Origin of the sequence: Polaromonas sp. (genome assembly GCF_012927415.1) — a bacterium.
Taxonomy (GTDB): Bacteria; Pseudomonadota; Gammaproteobacteria; order Burkholderiales; family Burkholderiaceae_C; genus Polaromonas.
Genome location: NZ_JABBPF010000080.1, coordinates 1 through 23,539 on the forward strand (window position 1 = coordinate 1; position 23,539 = coordinate 23,539).

The 23,539-nt window shown below is 61.2% G+C and carries 20 protein-coding genes; 12 read left to right on the plus strand and 8 right to left on the minus strand.

The features are described 5' to 3' along the window. Positions 1-9: 9 nt before the first annotated feature. From hutU to hutG, 10 genes are all read left to right on the plus strand, one after another. A complete protein-coding gene (gene hutU / locus HHJ19_RS08400; RefSeq protein ID WP_296905865.1) occupies positions 10-1,728 on the plus strand; it encodes a urocanate hydratase in 1,719 nt (572 codons plus the stop codon). Between the two features lie 86 nt (positions 1,729-1,814). Beyond that, positions 1,815-2,558 (plus strand): IclR family transcriptional regulator, encoded by a 744-nt coding sequence (locus HHJ19_RS08405; protein WP_296905867.1) that lies wholly within the window; start codon positions 1,815-1,817, stop codon positions 2,556-2,558. Between the two features lie 28 nt (positions 2,559-2,586). Next, positions 2,587-3,336 (plus strand): transporter substrate-binding domain-containing protein, encoded by a 750-nt coding sequence (locus HHJ19_RS08410; protein WP_296905832.1) that lies wholly within the window; start codon positions 2,587-2,589, stop codon positions 3,334-3,336. 19 nt (positions 3,337-3,355) lie between these two features. Beyond that, positions 3,356-4,024 carry an amino acid ABC transporter permease gene (locus tag HHJ19_RS08415; protein WP_296905834.1) on the plus strand — a complete coding sequence of 223 codons (669 nt, stop codon included), beginning with the start codon at positions 3,356-3,358 and terminating at the stop codon, positions 4,022-4,024. Further along, a complete protein-coding gene (locus HHJ19_RS08420; RefSeq protein ID WP_296905836.1) occupies positions 4,021-4,785 on the plus strand; it encodes an amino acid ABC transporter ATP-binding protein in 765 nt (254 codons plus the stop codon). The genes HHJ19_RS08415 and HHJ19_RS08420 overlap by 4 nt, the downstream gene beginning before the upstream one ends. A 35-nt stretch (positions 4,786-4,820) precedes the next feature. Next, positions 4,821-5,066, plus strand: a complete 246-nt coding sequence (locus tag HHJ19_RS08425) for a hypothetical protein (protein ID WP_296905838.1) — start codon at positions 4,821-4,823, stop codon at positions 5,064-5,066. A gap of 15 nt (positions 5,067-5,081) precedes the next feature. Beyond that, positions 5,082-5,651 carry a HutD family protein gene (locus tag HHJ19_RS08430; RefSeq protein WP_296905840.1) on the plus strand — a complete coding sequence of 190 codons (570 nt, stop codon included), beginning with the start codon at positions 5,082-5,084 and terminating at the stop codon, positions 5,649-5,651. A gap of 97 nt (positions 5,652-5,748) precedes the next feature. Then, positions 5,749-6,996 carry an imidazolonepropionase gene (gene hutI / locus HHJ19_RS08435; RefSeq protein ID WP_296905841.1) on the plus strand — a complete coding sequence of 416 codons (1,248 nt, stop codon included), beginning with the start codon at positions 5,749-5,751 and terminating at the stop codon, positions 6,994-6,996. 98 nt (positions 6,997-7,094) lie between these two features. After that, positions 7,095-8,492, plus strand: coding sequence for a formimidoylglutamate deiminase (locus HHJ19_RS08440; RefSeq protein WP_296905843.1), 1,398 nt, complete (start codon positions 7,095-7,097; stop codon positions 8,490-8,492). A gap of 8 nt (positions 8,493-8,500) precedes the next feature. Further along, a complete protein-coding gene (hutG, locus tag HHJ19_RS08445) occupies positions 8,501-9,319 on the plus strand; it encodes an N-formylglutamate deformylase (protein ID WP_296905845.1) in 819 nt (272 codons plus the stop codon). Positions 9,320-9,600: 281 nt separating this feature from the next. On the opposite strand, the gene HHJ19_RS08450 is transcribed toward hutG, so the two are convergent. Further along, entirely contained in the window at positions 9,601-9,765 is a 165-nt protein-coding gene (locus tag HHJ19_RS08450) for a hypothetical protein (RefSeq protein WP_296905847.1), read from the minus strand. Positions 9,766-10,044: 279 nt separating this feature from the next. Continuing rightward, entirely contained in the window at positions 10,045-10,452 is a 408-nt protein-coding gene (locus HHJ19_RS08455; protein ID WP_296905849.1) for a fasciclin domain-containing protein, read from the minus strand. A gap of 396 nt (positions 10,453-10,848) precedes the next feature. Between HHJ19_RS08455 and HHJ19_RS18025 the strand changes: the two genes are divergently transcribed. Continuing rightward, positions 10,849-11,091, plus strand: coding sequence for a DUF4149 domain-containing protein (locus tag HHJ19_RS18025; protein ID WP_366929392.1), 243 nt, complete (start codon positions 10,849-10,851; stop codon positions 11,089-11,091). Positions 11,092-11,163: 72 nt separating this feature from the next. Here HHJ19_RS18025 and HHJ19_RS08460 read toward each other — a convergent pair whose 3' ends face one another. The 6 genes from HHJ19_RS08460 to apbC all read right to left on the minus strand — a co-directional run bounded on the left by HHJ19_RS08460 (position 11,164) and on the right by apbC (position 20,979). Continuing rightward, positions 11,164-12,099, minus strand: coding sequence for a L,D-transpeptidase (locus HHJ19_RS08460; RefSeq protein ID WP_296905851.1), 936 nt, complete (start codon positions 12,097-12,099; stop codon positions 11,164-11,166). A gap of 50 nt (positions 12,100-12,149) precedes the next feature. Further along, complete coding sequence (gene fdhF / locus HHJ19_RS08465) at positions 12,150-15,026, minus strand: formate dehydrogenase subunit alpha (RefSeq protein ID WP_296905853.1); 2,877 nt, start codon at positions 15,024-15,026, stop codon at positions 12,150-12,152. After that, on the minus strand, positions 15,023-16,927 hold the full coding sequence (locus HHJ19_RS08470) for an NADH-ubiquinone oxidoreductase-F iron-sulfur binding region domain-containing protein (RefSeq protein ID WP_296905855.1): 1,905 nt from the start codon (positions 16,925-16,927) through the stop codon (positions 15,023-15,025). Before HHJ19_RS08470 ends, fdhF begins: the two co-directional genes overlap by 4 nt. Positions 16,928-17,025: 98 nt before the next feature. Next, a complete protein-coding gene (locus tag HHJ19_RS08475; RefSeq protein ID WP_296905857.1) occupies positions 17,026-18,684 on the minus strand; it encodes an OFA family MFS transporter in 1,659 nt (552 codons plus the stop codon). A gap of 245 nt (positions 18,685-18,929) precedes the next feature. After that, positions 18,930-19,874, minus strand: coding sequence for a LysR substrate-binding domain-containing protein (locus tag HHJ19_RS08480; RefSeq protein WP_296905859.1), 945 nt, complete (start codon positions 19,872-19,874; stop codon positions 18,930-18,932). 13 nt (positions 19,875-19,887) lie between these two features. Continuing rightward, on the minus strand, positions 19,888-20,979 hold the full coding sequence (apbC, locus tag HHJ19_RS08485) for an iron-sulfur cluster carrier protein ApbC (protein WP_296905861.1): 1,092 nt from the start codon (positions 20,977-20,979) through the stop codon (positions 19,888-19,890). 190 nt (positions 20,980-21,169) lie between these two features. Between apbC and metG the strand changes: the two genes are divergently transcribed. Next, positions 21,170-23,347 carry a methionine--tRNA ligase gene (gene metG, locus HHJ19_RS08490; RefSeq protein WP_296905863.1) on the plus strand — a complete coding sequence of 726 codons (2,178 nt, stop codon included), beginning with the start codon at positions 21,170-21,172 and terminating at the stop codon, positions 23,345-23,347. Positions 23,348-23,539: the final 192 nt, after the last annotated feature.

Here is a 23,539-nt window from a genome sequence, read left to right on the forward strand (position 1 = left end):
AAGCTTGCCGTGAACGCCCCCGAAACATTTACCCCCCCCGCAGCGGATCCCCGCCATGATGCCAGCCGCGTCATCCGCGCGCCGCGCGGCACCGGGCTCAGCTGCAAAAGCTGGCTTACCGAAGCCGCCTACCGGATGATCCAGAACAACCTGGACCCCGAGGTGGCGGAAGACCCGAAAAACCTGGTGGTCTACGGCGGCATTGGCCGCGCCGCGCGCAACTGGGAATGCTTTGACCAGATCCTGGCTTCGCTCAAGGAATTGAACAACGACGAAACGCTGCTAGTGCAATCGGGCAAGCCGGTTGGCGTGTTCAAGACACACGAAAACGCGCCCCGCGTGCTAATTGCCAACTCCAACCTGGTACCCAAATGGGCCAATTGGGAGCACTTCAACGAACTCGACCGCAAAGGTCTGTTCATGTACGGCCAGATGACCGCCGGAAGCTGGATCTACATCGGCAGCCAGGGCATCGTTCAGGGAACTTTCGAGACTTTTGTTGAAGCCGGCCGCCAGCACTACCAGGGTAGCTGGGCCGGCAAATGGATTCTGACCGCCGGCCTGGGCGGCATGGGCGGTGCCCAGCCGCTGGCCGCCACGCTGGCCGGTGCGGTATCGCTCAACATCGAGTGCCAGCAAAGCAGCATCGACTTTCGCCTGCGCACCCGCTACGTGGACAAGCAGGCCAGGGACATCGACGACGCCATCGCGCTGATCCGTCAACACACGGCCGCAAGGGAAGCCGTGTCCATCGCCCTGCTGGGCAATGCAGCCGACATCCTGCCCGAGCTGGTCAGGCGCGCCAGAGCCGGCGGCATTAAACCGGATATGGTGACTGACCAGACTTCCGCCCACGACCTGATCAACGGCTATCTTCCCATGGGTTGGAACGTGGCCGACTGGAAGGCCGCGCAAAAAGAAACAGCGCAGCATGCCGCATTAACTGCCGCTGCCGCCCAATCATGTGCCGAGCATGTGCAGGCCATGCTGGACTTTCAGTCCATGGGCATTCCCACGGTGGACTACGGCAACAACATCCGCCAGGTCGCCTTTGACCAAGGCGTAAAGAACGCGTTTAATTTTCCCGGCTTCGTACCCGCCTACATCCGGCCGCTGTTTTGCGAAGGCAAGGGGCCCTTCCGCTGGGTTGCACTGTCCGGCGATCCGGAGGACATCTACAAGACCGACGCCAAACTCAAGCAACTGTTCCCCGAAAACAAGGCCATGATCCGCTGGCTCGACATGGCCCGCGAGCGCATCGCCTTTCAGGGCCTCCCCGCACGCATTTGCTGGCTGGGCCTGGGGGAGCGCGACAAGGCCGGCTTGGCCTTCAATGAAATGGTGAAAAGCGGCGAGTTGAAGGCTCCCATCGTCATTGGCCGCGACCACCTGGATACCGGTTCGGTTGCCAGCCCGAATCGCGAAACCGAAGCCATGAAGGACGGCACCGATGCCGTCTCCGACTGGCCGCTGCTCAACGCGCTGCTGAACACCGCTGGCGGCGCCACCTGGGTCAGCCTGCACCACGGCGGCGGCGTGGGCATGGGCTATTCGCAGCACTCGGGCATGGTGATCGTGGCCGATGGCACCGATGCCGCCGCCGAGCGCCTGGCGCGGGTGCTGGTCAATGACTCGGGCTCCGGCGTGATGCGCCACGCCGATGCGGGCTACGACATTGCAATTGCCACAGCAAAAAAACAGGGCCTCAAGCTGCCGATGCTTCGATGATCCTGCGGCAAAAAAAAGGGACTGCCGTTCCCACGATCCGGGAATCTGGGGTGTGATGAATGCGCGAATTCTTTGATACTGGCGGCATGCTGATGAGCGCATCCACCCCCGTAACCACGGCCGACCGCGTCCTGCAGGTGCTGGCCATGCTGGCACAGCAGGGGCGGGCCCTGTCGGCGGTCGAACTGATGGAGCACACTGGCCTGGCCCGCAGCACGTTATACCGCCAACTGGCCCGACTCAAGCGCTGGGGATTTGTACTGGAAAGCGACGGCTACTACGCGCCTGGACCGCTGAGCCTGCAGCTTGCTCTGGGGTTTGACCTGGCTTCGCATCTGGTACGCCACGCCCGTGCTGACTTGCAGGCCCTGGCCCTGCAGTCCCATGAGAGTGTGGGCTTGGTCGTGGCGGTCAATGACAACGTTATTTGCCTGGACATGGTCGAAAGCCAGCAATCGCTGCGCTGTTCTTTTGAAAAGGGACGCAGCGTTCCGCTGGGGGCCGGAGCGTCGGCCAAATGCCTGCTCGCCCATCTTCCTGACAGCATCCGCTCTGCCGCACTCGACCGGCAGTACCCCGTCAGCTCTGACTGGGCGGCCGCCCGGAGCGAACTGCAGGCCATCTGCGGGGCCGGCTTCGCCGTTACCGCAGGCGAGGTCGATCCAGGTGTCTGGGGCGTCAGCGCTCCCCTGTTCGGAACAACGCGCCAGGCCGTCGGCGCCATCACCCTGATGGCACCGATTTTGCGTGCCCAGGGCCAGGAGCAAGCGCTGGTCGGCATGGCGGTGGTCGCCGCCGCGCGCATTTCACGTCGCCTCGGCCTTCACTAATTTCACTTACATCAACCGGAAAATTCCCATGAAAATTTGTCGCAACTTGTTGCTGGCCAGTTTGGCCGCCCTGACCCTGGCCGCCAGCGGCGTACGGGCACAGGACAACGTGCTGCACGTTGGCACGGACGCTACCTTCCCGCCCATGGAGTTTGTGGAAAACGGCAAACGCACGGGGTTTGACGTTGAACTGGTGGAAGCGCTTGCGAAGGCCATGGGCAAGCAGGTCGAATGGGTCGACATCGATTTCAAGGGATTGATCCCGGGCCTGATTTCAAGGCGTTTTGACATGGCCGTGTCGGCCATCTACATCACCGATGATCGCAAGAAGGTGGTTGACTTCACCAACTCGTACTACGCCGGCGGCCTGGTGGTCATGACCAAGGACGGCAATGCCGCCATCCGGAAGCTGGCTGACCTGGATGGGAAAAAGGTTTCCGTTCAGGTTGGCACCAAGTCGGTGAGCTATCTGCAGGAGCACCATCCCAAGGTGCAGCGCGTCGAAGTGGAAAAGAATCAGGAAATGTTCAACCTGGTCGACATCGGTCGTGCCGACGCTGCCGTCACGGGCAAACCGGCCGCCTATCAGTATCTGCGCACCCGTCCGGGCATGCGCGTGCTGGAGGAGCAGCTGACGACTGAGGAATACGGCATGGCGCTGCGCAAGGACACGCCCGAGCTGACCAAGGCGGTGAACGCAGCGCTGTCCAGGCTGAAAGCCGACGGCACCTACGCGGCCATTGTCAAGAAATGGTTCAGCAACAGTACGCCCAGGTAAGCTGCGCAGCGACTGAACAATGGAACTCGATTTTTCCCCGGTATGGGCCGGCTTGCCCCAGCTCCTGCAGGGCGCGCTGGTGACCGTGGAAATCACCGCCGCCTCGCTGCTGCTTGGCTGTGTGATGGGACTGCTGATCGGCATTGGCAGGCTCAACCCGAAGCGGCGCATTGTCTATGGCCTGTGCACCGCCTATGTTGCGACTATCCGGGGCACGCCACTGCTGGTGCAACTGTTCATCCTGTTTTTTGGGCTGCCGCAGTTCGGCATTCTGTTGCCGGCCTTTGTCTGCGGCGTGATCGGCCTCGGCGTTTACTCCGGCGCTTATGTCTCGGAGGTGGTGCGCGGCGCGATCCAGTCGATTGACCGCGGCCAGATGGAGGCGGCACGCTCGATCGGCATGTCGTCGGGCCTGGCGATGCGCAGCGTGGTGCTGCCCCAAGCCGTGGTGCGCATGATTCCGCCACTCGGCAACGAGTTCATTGCACTCATCAAAAACTCGGCCCTGGTGTCGCTGCTTACCATCCATGACGTGATGCACGAGGGGCAAAAAATTATCAGTGTGTCCTATCGGTCGCTGGAAGTTTATCTGGCGATTGCTGTCGTGTATTTCATATTGACCGGCGCCACCACGCTGGTGCTGCGCCACATCGAGCTGCGCCTGCGCGCGGGAGGAATGGTTCAATGAGCAGCGTCACTCCCATGGTCCGCATTCGCGGCCTGCGCAAGTCCTTCGGCGACCATGTGGTGCTGAAGGGCATTGATTTTGATGTGCAGCCTTCACAGGTCATCGTCGTGATCGGGCCCAGCGGCTCTGGCAAAAGCACCTTTCTGCGCTGCTGTAACGGGCTGGAGCAGCCCGAAGGCGGCAGCGTCGAAATCTGCGGCCGCATGCTGGTGCTGGATGGACGCATGTTGCCGGACCAGGAACTCGACACCCTGCGCGAGGAAGTCGGCATGGTGTTCCAGTCCTTCAACCTGTTTCCGCACCTGACGGTGCTGCACAACATTGCGCTGGGACCGCGCAAGCTGCGTGGCCTGTCGCGCGCCGAGGCCGACGTAGAGGCCCGCGTGCTGCTCGACAAGGTGGGGCTGGCGCACAAGGCCGACGCCATGCCGGCCAGTCTGTCGGGTGGCCAGAAGCAGCGCGTCGCCATTGCGAGGGCACTGGCCATGAAGCCGCGCGTGATGCTGTTTGACGAACCCACCTCGGCGCTGGACCCAGAGCTGGTAGGTGAGGTGTTGCAGGTCATGAAGATGCTGGCCAGCGAAGGCATGACGATGATGGTGGTAACCCACGAAATGGACTTTGCGCGCGAGGTTGGCGACGTGGTGGTGGTGATGGACGAAGGCGCTATCGTCGAAGCAGGTCCGCCCGAGATCCTCTTCACCAACCCCAGCCAGGACCGCACGCGCGCCTTCCTGCAAGCCGTGCTGACGCGTACCTGAGCCCGCCGAAACACCCCGATTCCCGAGAAGCGATCGTGAACTTCCCATTGACCATCCCTTGCCCGGCATTGCAGCGCCGATGCCGGCAGCGCCTGGCAAACCAGCCGGTACCAGACTTTGCGCAGGGTGGCGCCATGTGCACCCGACAACTGCTCACGCCCGGCGAGGTAACCCCGTTGCGCCATGGCAAAAAGGCCCGGCCGGCCATATCCTGCCCGGCCGGCGAGTGGCCGGCAGGCGCGCCAATCGGGCCACCGCTGTTGCCCCTGATCGCCTTCTGAGTGGATAGAGCGACCATGGGCCTGCATCGATTCCAACGAAACCGGCTTGCCGTCACGCCCTGGAAGAACGGCGGTGGCAGCACCCGCGAAATTGCCTGCTGGCCGCCAGGTGCCGGGGTTCAGGATTTCGGCTGGCGTGTCAGCATTGCGACCATCGCGGCAGCCGGGCCGTTTTCAGTGTTCGAAGGCGTTGACCGCAGCATCATGCTGCTGGACGGCGATGGCGTGACGCTGCGTTCGGACAACGGCCGGATTGACCACCGGCTCGACACGCCCTTTCAGCCCTTCGCCTTCAGCGGCGATGCAATCATTGACTGCACGTTACCCGGTGGCCCCTCGACTGACTTCAACGTGATGACGCGTCGCGTTCAGTGGCATGCCGAGCTGCGGGTGCTGGATCAGGCCAGCGCCACCGAGGCAGCGCCGCATGGCGTGCTGCTGGCCTTGCGCGGCAGCTGGCGAGTGGCCGGCCAACACTCATCTTGCCACCAGGGCGAAGGCCTGTACTGGACCGATGCTTCCCATGCGTGGCGGGTCGAACCACAAACACCGGGCGCCCGCTTGGCGCTGGTACGCTTCGTTTGATAATGATTTTGATTAAAAAGTGCCTCTAGTCCATTAAGTATGGCTACAGCATGCTATTATTTTAATAGCATTATTAAACCAGCAAAAATAGGCAGACATGACCGCTTCCAAACGTCTTTTTGGTTCAGCCGATGGCCTGTGGAGCGGGCTGCATCTGGCCCCAGGCAGCGCGCCGGGGATCGCGCTTGCGCCCGCAGCCCAGGCCGCGATCGTGGTGCAGCAGGGGATGATTCAATGGATTGGCAAGGCGGCGGAACTGCCGGCTCAATATGCGGGCCTGAAGCGGCACGAGGGCAGCGGCGCGCTCGTCACGCCCGGCATGGTCGATTGTCATACCCACCTGGTCTACGGCGGCCAGCGCGCCAGTGAATTCGCCTTGCGGCTGGCTGGCGCCAGCTACGAGGACGTCGCCAAAGCCGGCGGCGGCATTGTCTCCAGCGTGCGCGCCACGCGCGCGGCCAGCGAGGACGAACTCTTTGCCAGCGCCGCCGCCCGGCTAGAAGTGCTGCTGGCCGAAGGTGTCTGCGCGATCGAAATCAAGTCGGGCTACGGCCTGGCGCTGGAGCACGAGCGCAAGCAGCTGCGCGTGGCGCGCCGCCTGGGCGAAGCATACGGCGTGACGGTGCGCACCACTTTCCTCGGCGCCCACGCGCTGCCGCCAGAATACGCAGGCCGCCAAAACGGAAGTAGCGAATACATCGACCTGGTCTGCCAGGAGATGATGCCGGCACTGGCGGCCGAGGGGCTGATTGACGCAGTCGACGTGTTTTGCGAGCGCATCGGTTTCTCGCTGGAAGAAACCGGGCGTGTCTTCAAGGCGGCACAGGCCCTGAAGCTACCCGTCAAACTGCACGCCGAGCAACTGTCCGACATGGGCGGCTCGGCCCTGGCCGCGGGTCATGGCGCGCTGTCATGCGACCATATCGAACACTTGTCGCAAGCCGGCATTGACGCCATGCGGAACTCCGGCACAGTGGCCGTGCTGCTGCCCGGCGCCTATTACACCCTGCGAGACACGCAGCTGCCGCCGATTGAAGCCCTGCGCGCAGCGGGCGTGCCGATGGCGGTCTCGACCGACCACAACCCGGGCACCTCGCCCTGCCTGAGCCTGCTGCTGATGCTCAACATGGCCTGCACCCTGTTTCGCCTGACCGTGCCGGAGGCGCTGGCGGGGGTTACGTTGCATGCGGCGCGCGCCTTGGGCTTGCAGGATACGCATGGCGTGATTGCCGTTGGCTTGCCGGCCAACTTTGTGCTGTGGAATGTGCGTGAGGCGGCCGAGCTGGCTTACTGGCTTGGTGGCAAGCCGGTGCGAACTGTAGTACGACAGGGGCTGATTCGGTGATACGGGGGGCGGCGGTTTTTCGGGGTGTGGCTGGCCGGGTGTCGCCCCGGCAGCCACACCAGGAGAAACCCACAACACCAAGAATTCAATAGCAAGCCATGTCAAAAAAAATATTCGCCAAAAACGCCCTGCTCCCCACAGGTTGGCAAAAAAACGTCCTCCTGACCTGGGACCAGCAAGGCACGTTCACACAAATCCAGCCCAACACAGAAACGCCGCCAAAAGAAGCTGCCAGCGCCGCAGGCCCCCTCATCCCCGGCATGCCCAACCTGCATTCACACGCATTCCAGCGGGCCCTCGCCGGCCTGACCGAATACCGGGGCCAGAATACCGATGGAAGGCAGGACAGCTTCTGGAGCTGGCGCACGCTGATGTACCGCTTCGCCGCCAGATTGGGCCCCGCACAGCTCGAAGCAATTGCATTAGGCCTCTATGTCGAGATGCTCGAAGCCGGTTATACGTCGGTCTGCGAATTCCACTACGTTCACCATGACAGCGATGGCCAGCCTTACGCCGACGACGCCACGCTCGCGCTGGCGCTGCTGCGCGCCGCCGGGCGCGCCGGCATCGGCATGACGTTGTTGCCGGTGCTTTACCAGACCAGCGGCTTTGGCGGCCTGCCACCCAACGCGGGCCAGCGCCGTTTTATCCGCTCCACCGATTCCATGCTTCGATTGCTCGAAGGCCTCAAGCCGCAATGCGACAAACAAGCCGCGCGGCTGGGCCTGGCGCCGCACTCGCTGCGCGCCGTACAGCCCGAGGCGCTACGCCATGCGTTGGCCGGCCTGGCGTCGATCGACAACACCGCACCGGTACATATTCACATCGCCGAACAGACCCAGGAGGTTGATGCCTGTATCGCCTGGAGCGGCCAGCGCCCGGTAGCCTGGCTGCTCGACCATGCCGAGGTCAACCAGCGGTGGTGCCTGGTGCATGCAACCCACATGAACGCCGTTGAACACGCCAGAGCCGCCGCATCGGGTGCTGTGGCCGGCCTGTGCCCTGCCACCGAAGCGAACCTGGGCGACGGCATATTTGACCTGCCGGCCTGGCTCGCAGCATCCGGCCGATGGGGCATCGGCTCGGACAGCCACATCTGCGTTAACGCCGCAGAAGAGTTGATGCTGCTGGAGTACAGCCAGCGCCTGGCCACGCGCCAGCGCAATGTGGCGGCCACACCCGAGCAGCCGCAGGTCGCCCGCGCCATGACGCTGGCGGCAGTGAAAGGCGGCGCTCAGGCCGCCGGGCGCGCCGTGAGCGGACTCGCCGTGGGGCAACAAGCCGACTTTGTGGTGCTTGACCCTTGGCATCCGTCGCTGCAAGGCCTGAGCGCGCCCGACATGCTGTCGGCCCATGTGTTTGCCAGCCATCGGAGCTCAGCCATCGATGAAGTCCGGGTTGCCGGCCAGGTGAGCGTGAGCGCCGGACGACACCCCCTTAACACCAGCGCCACGGCCGGTTTTCTAGCAGCCCGCACCCAACTCCTTGCACTGTGAGAATTGACATGAAGTTCGACACCACCGGAGCCGCTTTCCGCTTTCACCAGGGCACGCAGCCCCTGCTGATCTCGATGCCGCATGTCGGCACCCATGTGCCGCCGGCGCTGGCCGAGCGCTTCACACCCGAAGCGCGGCAGGTGAGCGACACCGACTGGCACCTGGAACGCCTGTATGACTTTGCCGAAGCGCTCGGTGCCTCGGTGCTGGTGGCAACGCACTCGCGTTATGTGGTGGACCTGAACCGCCCGCCGGACAATCAGAACCTCTATCCCGGCCAGGACACGACCGGTCTGTGCCCGGTCGATACTTTCGACAAGACGCCAATTTACGCGGACGGCAGCGTGCCTGATGATGCGGAAATCAGCGCGCGCCGCGACGTCATCTGGCAGCCCTATCATCAGCAGCTGCAGGCCGAACTGAGCCGCCTGAAAGCGGCTCACGGCAGCGTCGTGCTGTGGGATGCGCATTCGATCCGGTCCGTGCTTCCGCGCTTTTTTGAAGGCAGGTTGCCCGACCTCAACCTGGGCACCGCCAACGGCGCAAGCTGCGATCCGGCGCTGTCGCAAATGCTGCTGCGTATCGGCGAATCGGCCAGCGGCTACCGGGCAGTGCTGAACGGCCGCTTCAAAGGCGGCTACATCACCCGCCAATACGGCTGCCCGGCCGATGGCGTGCATGCAATCCAGCTGGAAATGACCCAGTGCACCTACATGCAGGAAACCATGCCGTTCGACTACCTGCCCGGGCTGGCTACTGATGTGCAGCCTCACTTGCGGGCGATGCTGGAAGCCGCACTCGACTTTGCCAGATCCCGTGAACGTTAACCTGACAGCTCCGGCGACCCTCCTGCGGCTTGACAAACTCGTCACGGCGCTCGGCAAGTAAGCAGTGCTCTGCGGCGATGCCGTCGCTTCGTACTACCGGGCCGACTGAAGCGGCGTGTCAGCGGCTTAGATGCCTTGACGACAGGATGTCGGCTGGGTTCACCGCATTTCGCAAACCGTCCCGGCAACGCCCGTGGGGTTCTTTCTGGGTACACAGACAACCGGGCTGTCACGGGTGGATTTTTCATGCACCATCAAGCGTCTTCCCGCAGTGGCTTGGGTCAACGACCGGGCGGCCCGACGCTTTTGGCCTTTACCGGCCGCGCCGGCAGCCGCTTGCAGGAGGGCGTAGCGTCGATGGTCAAGGCCATGCGCGCGGTAAACCAGCCGACCTGCTGGCCAGCAACCTGATATTTTTCAACACGTTGGATTATTCCTTTTCCCATGCTGGAATCTACCTGAGCGAAGGCGGGTTCTTGCCTGCCAGCGACCACGCACCGTTGTTCAGACGGCCGGGCTCGACAACCAATACGACATAGTCCGCTTTGAAGGGGCAAAAACAGTGCCGGGCTGACCACGTTTCGTCAGCTGTCAGGTCTGCAAGGCGTGCATCAATCGGACTGATGCAAAGACGCAAAGACGCATCAAAAAAAACCCGCAAATTGCGCGCCCGTAGGGTTGCGATTTGCGGGTTTCAGGAACGGCTCAAGCGGCCGGCTGAAGGCTTACTTTGGCATTAACACGGTGTCGATGGCGTGGATGACGCCATTGCTTGCGGCCACATCGGCCGCCACGACTTTCGCGCCGTTAACGGTTACGCCGCCCTCGGTTGCCATGGCCAGGTCGGTGCCTTGCACGGTTTTGACATGGCCAGCTTTCACATCAGCAGCCATCACCTTGCCTGCCACTACGTGGTACGTGAGCACTTTGGTCAGAGCAGCCTTGTCGGCCAGCAGTCCTTCGAGCGTGGCTTTCGGAACTTTGGCGAAAGCCGCGTCCGTTGGCGCAAAAACGGTAAAAGGGCCCGCGCCCTTGAGTGTTTCTACCAAACCCGCAGCTTTCACAGCCGTTACCAGTGTGGAAAAATTTCCCGCTGCTACGGCGGTATCGACGATGTCGTGAGTTGTTGCCATGGTGATTGTGTCCTTTGATAAGGTTCGTTCTGTTGCGCGCCGAAAATGCGGCGGCCTTGCAGTCTAGTAAGCCTGCATGACAATTTTCGTCGTAGGGTCATTGGAAAAATCTGCCGAGCGATTTACGACCCAACGGAGTCGCTTTCGGCCATCTGGAATTGCCTAAAACCGCTATTTTGTCGATACAAACGGCACGATTCGCACCGCCTTTTTTTACAAACTCATCCTTTTTTTGGCGACTGGATTTTTCGCGCCCGCGTTGCCCATGCGCTTGGGCATCATTTAAGCAGTCACTCGAACATTAAAATTCAGATAACAGGAAAAAACCAAAAGTTGTTTACCGTTTCCAAGCGATGAGCCCATGAAACATTCTCACAATCGAGCCATGCAAGCATAGTGCTGACCCAGCTCAGTGACCTGATCGTTGCCGGCAATGTTGGCATCCTACTTTTGTTTACCGTAGCAGTTGCGCCGACTATTTTTATGGCGTGGCCAGCTCAATGGGCTACGGCGTACATGCGTAAGTTCTTTCCCAAATATTTCTATTTCTGGGCATTACAACGGCAACTTTTGCTGCGCTGTCGGGCACGCCGCTGGGCCAGGCTTTTAAGGCGCTGCACTATGCAAGCCGCGGGCTGAATCTGCTGCAGCTCGCTGGGTTCATCTGGATTCTTTGGCCTGGTGTGCGAGCCGCTTGAGCCGGGTGCCGTTTCACGGCTTTGCCGGTTGCGGCGACCAGTCAGGCCTGACCTCGCGCTGAGTATCCACCACGACCATGTAGCGGCCCGGCGATGCCGTGGGCGTACGATCTTTGCGAAGCACCCACAGGTGGTCTCCACTGGCCACCGCGCGTTCGTAGTCTTCATCGAGCAGAGCATGGCGGTCGATGAACGCATTGAGCGTTGCCGGAATGCGAACGCAGCCTTCTGACTGAGCCGTGCCCAGGCGCGGCGCCGCCAAAACGGGATCGGTGGAATGCATCTGCAGCCGCAGCGTGCCCATCGCACCGTCGCCCCATCCGCGCGGCGACTCGACCCAGCCAAAGTCGTAGATGCGCATGCCCTTGACGCCATAGCCACGAAAGCCGAGCTTGTTCTTCGTGCCCTCGGCGCGAAAGTCCGGATTTGCCATCGAGTGATCAAAAACGCCCAGCGGGGTCAGGAAATGCTCATAACGCCCCGGCAGGCCGGTCGATACCGGCGTGGCCCCGATGAAGCCCCAGCCGCGCTCGTCCGAACCCCAGTACAGCAACGCGGCCTGCACGTTGGGGCTGCGGTCCACCAACACGATGAACTGGGGCAAGGCCAGCGTTATCTGCGCCTTGGCCAGCGCGCCCTGCAATCGCGAGGCATACGCAACACGCTCGTCGTCGGGCACCAGCAGGCGCGGGACGACATCGCGCTCAAAGTCGGCTACCAGCGGCACTGCGCTGGCAGACTCCACACCTTCGACGAAAGAGGTTGAAGCAAACGCCAGAGTGCTCAAGGTCAAGCCGAGAAAAGCGCTCACCGCGAGAGTCGCTGAACGCTTCAGCAAGCCATTGCAGGGCGCCTTCCCGATTTGAGCCATGAACCAGCGCGCCAGGTCAGCGACGCCCTGAAACTGCTTTTCTTTGAGTTGTGGTGTGCCGCGAAGTCCAGTATTCATGGGCTGATTGTGCGTGAGTACCGCTCGACCTAATCCGGACCCGGGTTGGGTCAACCACCGTTGACCCCTTGGGCGCGGTAACCCGCCGCCAGTGATGCAGTGCCGCCGCGCCGTATCGCAACCGCGCAGTACTTGAATTCCGGGATTTTCCCAAACGGGTCAAGCGCAGCATTCGTCAGCAGATTCGCGGCCGCCTCGTAATAGGCAAACGGAATGAACACCGCGCCCTGTGGAGTGCCGTCGTCCCGACGTACATGAATCGCCACCTCGCCGCGGCGAGACTGCACCGTGATCACATCGCCTGCCGCCAGGCCGAGGGCAAGCAGGTCCGCGCCACACAGCGAGGCGGTCGCCATCGGCTCAATCGCGTCAAGCACTTCCGAGCGGCGCGTCATGCTGCCGGTGTGCCAGTGTTCAAGCTGGCGGCCGGTGATCAGCACAAAAGGAAAGTCGGCATCGGGCCGTTCATTGGCCGGAATGATGTCGGCGGGCACCAGATTCACGCGTCCGTCTTCGGTATCGAAGCGGTCGATGAATACCGTCTGCGCGCCGGGATCATCGGCGCTCAGACAAGGGTAGGTCACGCTGGACTCACGCTGCAGGCGCTCCCAGGTGATACCTGAAATTGCCGTGTGCATGGCCCGCCGCATCTCGTCGTACACGGCCGCCACGCCTTCATGCAGGCCCGGGTAATTCCAGTTCAACCCCATGCGTGCAGCCAGTTGCTGAATGATCCACAGATCGGGCTTGGCTTGACCTGGCGGATCAATCGCCTGCTGGCCCAGTTGCACCATGCGATCGGTATTGCTCACGGTGCCGGTTTTTTCGGGCCAGGCGGTGGCGGGCAGCACCACGTCAGCCAGCCATGCTGTTTCGGTCATGAAGATGTCCTGCACCACCAGGTGCTCCAAGCTGGCCAAAGCATGGCGCGCGTGGTTCAGGTCGGGGTCGCTCATGGCCGGGTTTTCGCCCATGATGTACATGCCGCGGATCTTGTGCGGGTCGCTCTCCGGGGCCAGTATCTTGTGCATGATTTCCACCACGGTATAACCGGGCTGGTCGTCCAGCTTTGTACTCCAGAAGTCTTCAAACCACGCATGCACGCCTTTGTCGGTAACGCGCTGGTAGTTGGGAAACATCATCGGAATCAGTCCGGCGTCACTCGCACCCTGCACATTGTTCTGGCCGCGCAGCGGATGCAGGCCCGAGCCGGGCTTGCCAATCTGGCCGGTCACGGTAGAGAGCGCAATCAGGCAGCGTGCGTTGTCAGTGCCATGTACATGCTGGCTGACGCCCATTCCCCACAGAATCATCGCGCCCTTTGCCTTGGCAAATTCGCGCGCCACTTCGCGCAGGGTACGCGCAGGTATTCCGCAGATCGGCGCCATGGCTTCAGGGCTGTAGCCCTTGACGTTTTCTTTCAAGGCCTGGAAATTATTCACCCGCTTGCTGATGAAGTCCTGATCCGCCAGCCCTTCGTCAATCACCGTGTAAATCAGCGCGTTGAGCATGGCTACGTCGGTGTCGGCCTTGAATTGCAGGGTGCGCCAGGCGTGTTTGCCAATGTCGGTGATGCGCGGGTCGGCCAGCACAATCTTCGCGCCCCTTTTGACGGCGTTCTTCATCCAGGTCGCAGCGACGGGGTGGTTCGCGGTTGGGTTGGAGCCGATGACGAAAATCAGCTCCGAGTGCGCCACGTCATTGACCTGGTTGCTCACCGCGCCGGAACCCACGCCCTCAAGCAAGGCCGCCACGCTGGAGGCATGGCACAAGCGCGTGCAATGGTCCACGTTGTTGCTGCCAAAGCCGGTACGCACCAGCTTCTGGAACAAATAGGCCTCTTCGTTGCTGCCCTTGGCCGAGCCAAAGCCCGCCAGCGCCTTTTTTCCGTGGGTATCACGCAGTCCCTTCAACTTGCCGGCTGTCAGCGACAAGGCTTCTTCCCAGCTGGCTTCGCGGAACACCGCCGACCAGTCACCCGTATTTCGATTGAGCAGTCGCAAGGCTTCAGGGTCTTTGGCAATACCAGGCTTGCGGATTAGTGGCTTGACCAGACGCTGTGGGCTGTGTGCATAGTCAAAACCAAAGCGCCCCTTGACGCACAGCCTGGAATGATTGGCCGGTCCATCCCGACCATCCACGCTGACAATCTTGTTGTCCTTGACGTTGTAGGTGACGAGGCAACCGACGCCGCAAAACGGGCAGACCGAATCGACCTTTTTATCGACGATCTGAGAGCCGACCTGCGTCTTTGGCATGAGCGCGCCCGTGGGGCAGGCCTGCACGCATTCGCCGCAGGCGACGCAGCTGCTCTCACCCATCGGGTCGTTCAGGTCGAACACAATCTCGCTGTGCGCGCCGCGCAAGGCAAAGCCGATCACATCGTTGACCTGCTCCTCTCGGCATGCGCGCACGCAGCGATTGCACTGGATGCAGGCAGCCAGGTTCACCGCCATGGCGGGATGGGACAGGTCGGCGGCCGGCTGCTCGCGGCGCAGCGCCTTCAGTTCCGGGCGCACCGTGACGTCCATGCGTGCGGCCCAGTCGCTGAGTTCGCCGTGCTGCAGCGCCTCGTCGTTTTCATTCCACTTGTAGCCCTGCTCCGGCATATCCGACAACAGCATTTCCAGCACCATCTGCTGGCTCCTGACGGCGCGCTCGCTCTGCGCCTGTACCTCCATGCCGGGCGTCACGCTGCGGCAGCAACTCGGCGCCAAGGTGCGCTCACCCTTGATCTCGACCACGCAGGCGCGGCAGTTGCCGTCCGGACGATAGCCATCCTTATAGCAAAGATGCGGAATGTCGATGCCATGCCTTTCGGCGGCTTTGAAGATGGTTTCGCCGTCGTAGGCGTGAATGCTTTTGCCATCGAGCTTGAACTCGACGGTTTGCAGCGTGACTTCAATCAGTTTGGCAGGTGCGTTCATCGTGCTTCTCCGTGCGGTGCATGCTCGGTCACCAGCGGCTCTCCCGGCGAAGGCAGCGCTTCCGACCAAGGCGTTTCTCCAACCTCGTGCGAAAAATATTTCTGAATGCAGCGAATCGGGTTGGGTGCGGCCTGGCCCAAGCCGCAGATGGAAGCGTCCCCCATGACCTGCGCCAGATCTTCCAGCGTTTCGCCGTGCCAGGTGCGAGCCTGCATCAGCGCTGCCGCCTTTACGGTGCCAACGCGGCAAGGGGTGCACTGGCCGCAGCTTTCGTGGGCAAAAAAGCGCATCACATTGAGGGCGGCATCCCTGGCCCTGTCGTGGTGACCGAGCACGATCACCGCCGCCGAACCGATGAAACATCCGTAAGGCTGTAGCGAATCAAAGTCCAGCGGAATGTTGTTCAGGCTGGCAGGCAAAATGCCGCCCGAAGCGCCGCCAGGCAAGTACGCATAGAGCTGGTGTCCATCGGCCATGCCACCGCAATACTCGTCAATCAACTCCTGCACAGTGATGCCGGCCGGTGCCAGCTTGACGCCTGGCTGCCTGACCCGCCCGCTGACGCTGAATGAACGCAGCCCCTTGCGGCCGTTGCGGCCAAAGCCGGCAAACCATGACGGGCCTTTTTCAACGATGTCGCGCACCCAGTAGAGCGTTTCAAAATTGTGCTCCAGCGTGGGGCGGCCAAAAAGACCGACCTCGGCGATATAGGGCGGCCGCATTCGCGGTTCGCCGCGTTTACCTTCGATGCTTTCTATCATGGCTGACTCTTCGCCACAGATGTAGGCCCCGGCACCGCGCCGCAGTTCAATCACCGGCAGCCGGCACGGAGGATCGGCCTGAAGCCTGGCGATCTCCCGTTCGAGCAACTCGCGGCAGCCATGGTATTCGTCGCGCAGATAGATGTAGCAAGCCTCAACGCCGACCACCTGCGCGGCAACCAGCAGACCCTCCAGAAAACGGTGCGGGTCGCGCTCCAGGTAGGTGCGGTCCTTGAAGGTTCCGGGTTCGCCTTCGTCAATGTTCACCGCCATCAGCCGGGGAGCGGCGTGATCGCGGACGATGCGCCATTTGCGCCCCGCTGGAAAACCCGCCCCGCCCAGACCGCGCAGACCGGAGTCCTCCATAGCCTTCAGAACGGCCTCAACATCGCGCTCACCGCTGGCGATGGAGGCCACCAACGAGTAACCCCCATTGGCGAGGTAAGTTTCGTAGTCGGTCACTGCCGGGCTGGCGGATTGGGCTGTGGCACCTGCACCGGGAACGCTGCGTTCAACAAAATCAGCAACTACGAAATTAGTAGCTGCCTGCGCCGGTATTTGCCGGGTAAAGCCGCTATTCAAGGCTGAAATAACGGTGTCCGGAGTGGCGAAAGGCACCGGACACTGGTGCACGACGGCAGCCGGGGCTTGCTCGCAACGTCCAATGCAAGGCGCCGCGATGACACGCACATCCTTTTCACCCAGCAGCTCCGGCAATCGGGCGATCAGGTCTTGCGCACCAGCCATCTGACAAGCCAGGCCATCACACACCCGCACCGTGATGCCTGGCGCTTTTGCATCACCCCTGAGCACTTCGAAGTGGTGGTAGAAAGTTGCCACTTCGTACACCTCCGCCATGGCAATGTTCATCTCCCTGGCCAGCGCCACCAGGTGCCGGTCGTGCAAGCATCGGTATGCGTCGTTGAGCTTATGCAAATACTCAATCAGCAAGTCACGGCGGTAGCCTGTCGGAGGCTTCGAACCAAGCAGATCGCGCACCTCGGCCAGCGAGACGTCGTCGGCCTGGCGTCCCTTGAGCTTGCCCTTTGAACGGGCTAACCGGCGGATATTTTCACGCAATTCGTCGGCAGTTGCGATGGCGACAGCCTTGATTTCACCGAGATGACCGGGATGATTCATGTAATCTTGACCTGAAGCCGTGCGTTCTGAAGCGCATGGCGGGATTGGTGATAAAAGACCTGTTTGAAACTATCTCAAGCAAGTTTCTTGCCGAAAATTCAGACAAAAAACTTCGCGACATTTTGCAGCGTCCGATAGACCCCCCAAGCCAGCGGAATGCCCACTGCGAGCCAGGCCAGCGCCACCCACGCAGGGCTGACCGCATCGGCAGCGGCACCCGAGCCCCGGTGCAATTCAGACGAAGCCGCCTTGTCGTGGGCCAGACGCTTCTCCTCAGCCAGCTCAGAATCGGTCATGAACCACTTGTCGGCCAGCGGACGCACCAGCAAGTTGCAGATCAGGCCAACCACCAGCATGCCGGAAAGGATGTACATGGTCTGGTTGTAGACCTGCTCGCGCGGAATGCCCAGCCCCAACTGGTATTCGCGCATGTAGTTCACCACCACCGGACCCAGTACACCGGCGGTAGCCCAGGCGGTAAGCAGGCGGCCGTGAATGGCGCCCACCATCTGCGTGCCAAACAGGTCAGCCAGGTAAGCCGGTGCCGTGGCAAAGCCGCCGCCGTACATGCTTAGGATGACGCAGAACGCGCCGACAAACAGCACGATGCTGCCGGTTGCCGCGCCGCTCACGCCGGTTGCCGCGGCCGCGCTGCCCGGCACGCTGAAATACATCAAGCCACCGAAGACAAAAAAGACAACGTAGGTCATCTTTCGGCCCAGCTTGTCGGACAAACTGGCCCAGAAAAAGCGGCCACCAATATTGAACAGGCTCAGCAGCGCGGTGAAACCGGCCGCTACCGTGGCAATGGCGGCCAGCTGGGTCTTGTCGAGCTCGCCGAATTTTTTTGTAACGCCAATCAGGGAGCCGCCGAATACCTCTTGCAGCATGGGCGAAGACATGCCGATCACCCCAATACCGGCACTCACGTTCATGCACAGCACCATCCAGATCAGCCAGAACTGGGGAATGCCCCAGACCTTTTTCACGTGTACGTGACGCTGCGTAATCATGGCGTTGCTGGCTTGTGCCAGTGGCGGAGTCCAGCCGTCTGGCTTCCAGCCGGTTTCAGGTACCCGGTAGGTGAGCGCGCCAGCCATCATGAAAACGAAATAAATCAGCGCCATAACGACAAAAGTCTGCATCACACCCACACTGGTGGGCGACGCAAAATACTTCATCAGGTCGGCCGCCAGCGGCGAGCCGATCATGGCACCGCCGCCAAATCCCATGATGGCCATCCCGGTGGCCATGCCGCGACGGTCGGGAAACCATTTGATGAGTGTCGATACCGGCGAAATGTAGCCCAGACCGAGTCCGATGCCGCCAATCACCCCGGAGCCAAGAAGCATCAGCCAGAATTGATGCAAATAAATGCCGAGCGCAGAAATCAGCATGCCGCCGCACCAGCAGATGGCCGACACGACACCCGCCCTGCGCGGACCCACACGCTCCAACCAGCCGCCCCAAACGGCCGCCGATGAACCCAGCAGCACGAAAAACAGGGTGTACATCCAGCCCAGAGTGGAAATTTGCCAGTCACAGGTGGTGGAAAACAGTTGCGCAAAGAAGCCGACTTCCGGGCCGCACTTGATGGCATCCTTGATGCCCAGCGATCTGGACAACGGCAGCCAGAATACGGAAAAGCCGTAGGCCATTCCGATACAAAGGTGAATAGCCAGCGCTGCGGGGGGAACCAGCCAGCGGTTAAAACCCGGTCCCGCGATGATGCGTTCTTTGTCGAGAAATCCTGACATGCATGTCTCCGTCATATTTATAGTTGCTGCCTCGTCAGGAACGGCAAGGTTCAGCACAAGGGCGAAAGTGTCATCGGCCTGGGCAGACGCGGTCAAATTGAATCGAAACATGTATTGATTCAAAAACTAAATATCAGGGTAAGCCCTTATAAGTGCCGGGCGGGATGGAGATGCGGCCTGCGCTGCCACAGGTCGCCCACAGGTCGCCCGCAGGCCGTTCGTTGCCCGGTGCGGTGCCGCCCGAATCAGGAGCTCAGCAAGCCGCTGTGCGCCGCAGCATGCCGCAGCCACGCACTGTCTTCCGCAAAGTTCAGCGCGGCCTCAAGGGTGCGGGAAGGCCGGTCGCCGCCCTGCGCCATAAAGCCGATGGCCGTGCGCACCTCGGGGCTGATCAGGGGCAAGGCTTCAAGCGCACGGTAGCCCCGGACGGCGCTCACCAGGGCACCTGGCATAACCGTGCAGACGTCCCCTTCAGCAACCGATAGCGCCAGCGTAAGAATGGAGTTGGTTTCCATCACCGGCTTGACCACAAACCCGGCATCATTGAAAGCCCGGTCGACGATTGTCCGGTTATGCATTTCACGCGTGAGCAAACACAGGGGATGTTTTGCGGCGTCAGCCCAGGTAATTTTTTGACCGATCTGCAGCGCGCTATTTGTTGCGCTGGCTGCCTTGCGAACAAAAAAATAATGCTCGGTGTACTGCCAGATCTGGCGCAGGCGAGGCCCATTGGCGCGCAGCCTGTCGGTGTAACCCAGGCCCATGTCAAGCGCGAGGCTTTCCAGCCCCGTCTCGAGCTCCTTCGAACTCAGCGAAAGCACCACCGGAAAAATGCCCGGGAAACGCGCCTGCAGCATGGCTGAAAACCGCGCGACGATTGGCATGGCCGTCGGTACCGCGCCAATGTTCAAGATGCCCTGCGGTTTGCCGATGCCGCTGTTGATTTCCTGCTGCAGCGAGTCGCGTTCCTGCAGCATGCGCCGCGCGCTCGCCAGCACACAGGCCCCCTCTGCCGTGAAACCTTGAAAGTTTCGCCCGCGCTTGACGATGACCGCGCCAAATTCCGCTTCAAGCGCGCGCAGGGCATTGGACAGGGCCGGCTGCGTGATGTGACAGGCCTGCGCCGCGCGGCCGAAGTGCTTATGCTCGTCCAGCGCGGTCAAGTAACGCAGGGACGTCAGCAGGTTCATGGGCGCAGGGGTTTTAAGTGTTCTTGCTGATTGTGATGGTCGGGAACTTGGCCGAAAAGTCTTTCGCCTTGGCCGCCACCGTGATCGCCACCTTGCGCGCCACGGTCTTGTAGATGCCGGCCACGTCGCCGTCGGGATCGGCCATCACGGTAGGTTTGCCGCTGTCGGCCTGCAGGCGGATCTGCATGTCCAACGGCAGCGCACCCAGGTAGTCCATGTGGTAGTCGGCGGCCATTTTTTTACCGCCACCTTCGCCAAAAATGTGTTCGGCATGGCCGCACTGGCTGCAGATATGCACCGCCATGTTCTCGACAATGCCCAGAATCGGCACGCCGACTTTCTCAAACATCTTGATGCCCTTCTTGGCGTCGAGCAGCGCAATATCTTGCGGCGTGGTGACGATCACCGCGCCGGTCATGGGCACGCGCTGGCTCAGCGTCAATTGAATGTCACCAGTGCCGGGCGGCATGTCGACGATCAAATAGTCGAGGTCTTTCCAGTTGGTCTGGCGTAGCAGTTGCTCCAGCGCCTGGGTGGCCATCGGGCCGCGCCAGATCATGGCTTCGTCCTGCGCCACCAGAAAACCGATGGACATGACCTGCAGGCCGTAGTTTTCCATCGGCTCCATGTTCTTGCCGTCGATGCTTTCGGGCCGGCCTTCAATGCCCATCATCATCGGCACGCTGGGGCCGTAAATGTCGGCATCCAGCAATCCAACGCTGGCGCCTTCTGCTGCAAGCGCCAGCGCCAGGTTGACCGCGGTGGTGCTTTTGCCCACGCCGCCCTTGCCCGAAGCCACGGCAATGATGTTTTTTACGTTGGGCAGCAGTTGCACGCCGCGCTGCACACTGTGGCTGGCAATCCTCACGGTGACATTGACTGAAACATTGCCGACACCCGCCACGCCCTTGACGGCGTTAATCAGGCTCTTGCGCAGGCCGGCGATCTGGCTTTTCGCCGGGTAGCCGAGTTCGACATCAAACGACACGTCGTCGCCACTGATCTGCAGGTTTTTCAGCGCCTTGGTGCTGACAAAATCCTTGCCCGTGTTGGGGTCGAGCACGCTTTGCAGCGCATTCAAAATTGCCTGTTGTTCTACAGCCATCTGGGGAAATCTCCGATTGAATCTGACATGGCAGGCCGCGTGCTGTTGGCTGGCGCGGTTGCCGCCGGGGTTGCCATGAAGTCTAACGCCGTGGTGCCAACCACAGGGGTTTGGGGGATTGCCACCAGGCCGGCCTGGCCGCCCGACTTAAAATCGAGGTTTTGCCCCTTACCGCTTCAGAGCCATCGATATGACCCAGCGCCGCCTGTTCGTTACCACCGCCCTGCCTTACGCCAATGGAAATTTCCACATCGGCCACATTATGGAATACATCCAGGCCGACATCTGGGTCCGCTTTCAGCGGATGCAGGGCAACGCGGTGAACTTTGTCGGTGCCGACGACGCACACGGCGCGCCCATCATGATTGCCGCCGAAAAAGCCGGCAAGACACCGCAACAATTCGTGGCCGACATCGCGGCTGGCCGCAAGCCTTACCTGGACGGCTTTCACATCAGCTTTGACAACTGGAGTTCGACCGATTCACCGGAAAACCATGCGCTGGCCCAGCAGATTTACCGCGATCTGCGCGACAACCCGGATGGCTCGCTGATCGAAACCAAAACCATCGAGCAGTTCTTTGACACCGAAAAGAACATGTTCCTGCCGGACCGTTTTATCAAGGGCGAATGCCCCAAATGCCACTCCGCGGACCAGTACGGCGACAACTGCGAAGTCTGCGGCGCGGTTTATGCGCCGACGGACCTGATCAATCCCTACTCCGCCTTGTCCGGCGCCAAGCCGGTGCTCAAGAGTTCGGAGCATTTCTTTTTCAAGCTTTCGGACCTGCGCTGCGTCGAGTTTCTGCAAAAGTGGACGCAGGACGGCAAGCTGCAGCCCGAAGTCGCCAACAAGGTCAAGGAGTGGTTTTCAGTTCGCGACAACGCCGACGGCACGCAGAGCGAAGGTCTGGTTGACTGGGACATCAGCCGGGATGCCCCCTACTTCGGCATCGAGATCCCCGATGCGCCGGGCAAATACTTCTATGTCTGGCTCGACGCGCCAGTCGGCTACCTGGCGTCGCTGAAAAACCTGCTGGACAAACAAGGTCTGGATTACGAGGCTTACATGGCCGACCCCCGCCTGGAGCAGTACCACTTCATCGGCAAGGACATCGTCACTTTCCACACCCTGTTCTGGCCTGCAATGCTGAAGTTCAGCGGCCGCAAGACGCCTGACAACATCTTTGTGCATGGTTTCCTGACCGTGAACAACGGCGAAAAGATGAGCAAGAGCCGCGGTACCGGGCTGGATCCGCTCAAATACCTGAGCCTGGGCATGAACCCCGAATGGCTGCGTTACTATTTGGCCGCCAAGCTCAACGGCCGCAACGAAGACATCGACTTCAATGCCGACGACTTCATGGCGCGGGTGAACAGTGATTTGATTGGTAAATACGTCAACATTGCATCGCGCTCTGCCGGTTTCATCACCAAACGATTTGCCGGTCAATTGGGTGAAGAAGATCCTCAGGCCCATGCGCTGTACGCGCTGGCTTCGTCTTCGCTGAATGAAATCAAGGACCTTTACGAGAACCGCGAATTCGCAAAAGCGATTCGCATCATCATGAACTTTGCTGATCAGGTCAATCAGTATGTAGACCAGAAAGCACCCTGGCTCATCGCCAGGGACGCAACGCGCGATGCTGAATTGCAAATGGTCTGTTCCACGGCGGTGGGCCTCTTCAAGGACCTGACCGTGTTACTCGCGCCTATCCTGCCGCGCCTGGCGGCGCAGGTCAGCGACTGGCTCGGTATCGATGTCCAGCAGTGGGACTCGGCGATTGTCAAACTGTCTGCCGGTCACCTCATCAAGCCCTACACCCATCTGATGCAACGCGTCGACGTGAAGCAGCTCGATGCATTGTTTGAGCCTCCGGTCCAACAGTTATCGGCACAGACTGCTATTAAAAACATAGCGTTTGGCAGCGAGGCAGAATTAGCCGCCACGGCCGGCGCTGGCGCGTCCTCCCTGGCTTCCGATGGGGCGGGTCCCGCCCTGGGGCGGCCCAGCGGCGAAGAAATCGCTCCCGCCATCAGCATCGACGACTTCGCCAAGGTCGATTTGCGCATCGCCAAAATCGTCAATTGCGAAGCGGTTGAGGGCTCGATCAAGCTGCTGCGGCTGACGCTGGACGCCGGCGAAGGCCGACTGCGCAATGTTTTCAGCGGCATCGCGTCCTGCTACAAACCCGAGGACCTGATCGGCAAACACACCGTGCTGGTTGCCAATCTGGCGCCGCGCAAGATGAAATTCGGTATCAGCGAAGGCATGGTGCTGGCCGCCAGCCACGCGGACGAAAAAGCCCAGCCCGGTATTTATGTGCTGGAGCCGCTCCCGGGTGCCACGCCTGGCATGCGGATTCATTAAGCCGGAGAAAGCCCGCGCCATGGCAATCTTGCTGCACATCCGTACCTGTCGGGGCGCTCTCGCGGCCATCGTCGTTTCATCACTCCTGCTTCAGGGCTGTGCGGTGGTGACGGCGGTCGATACCGTCGCCTCGGTCGCGATTGGCACGGCCGGACTGGCGGCCAGCGCCGTTATCGGCACGGCGCGCATCGC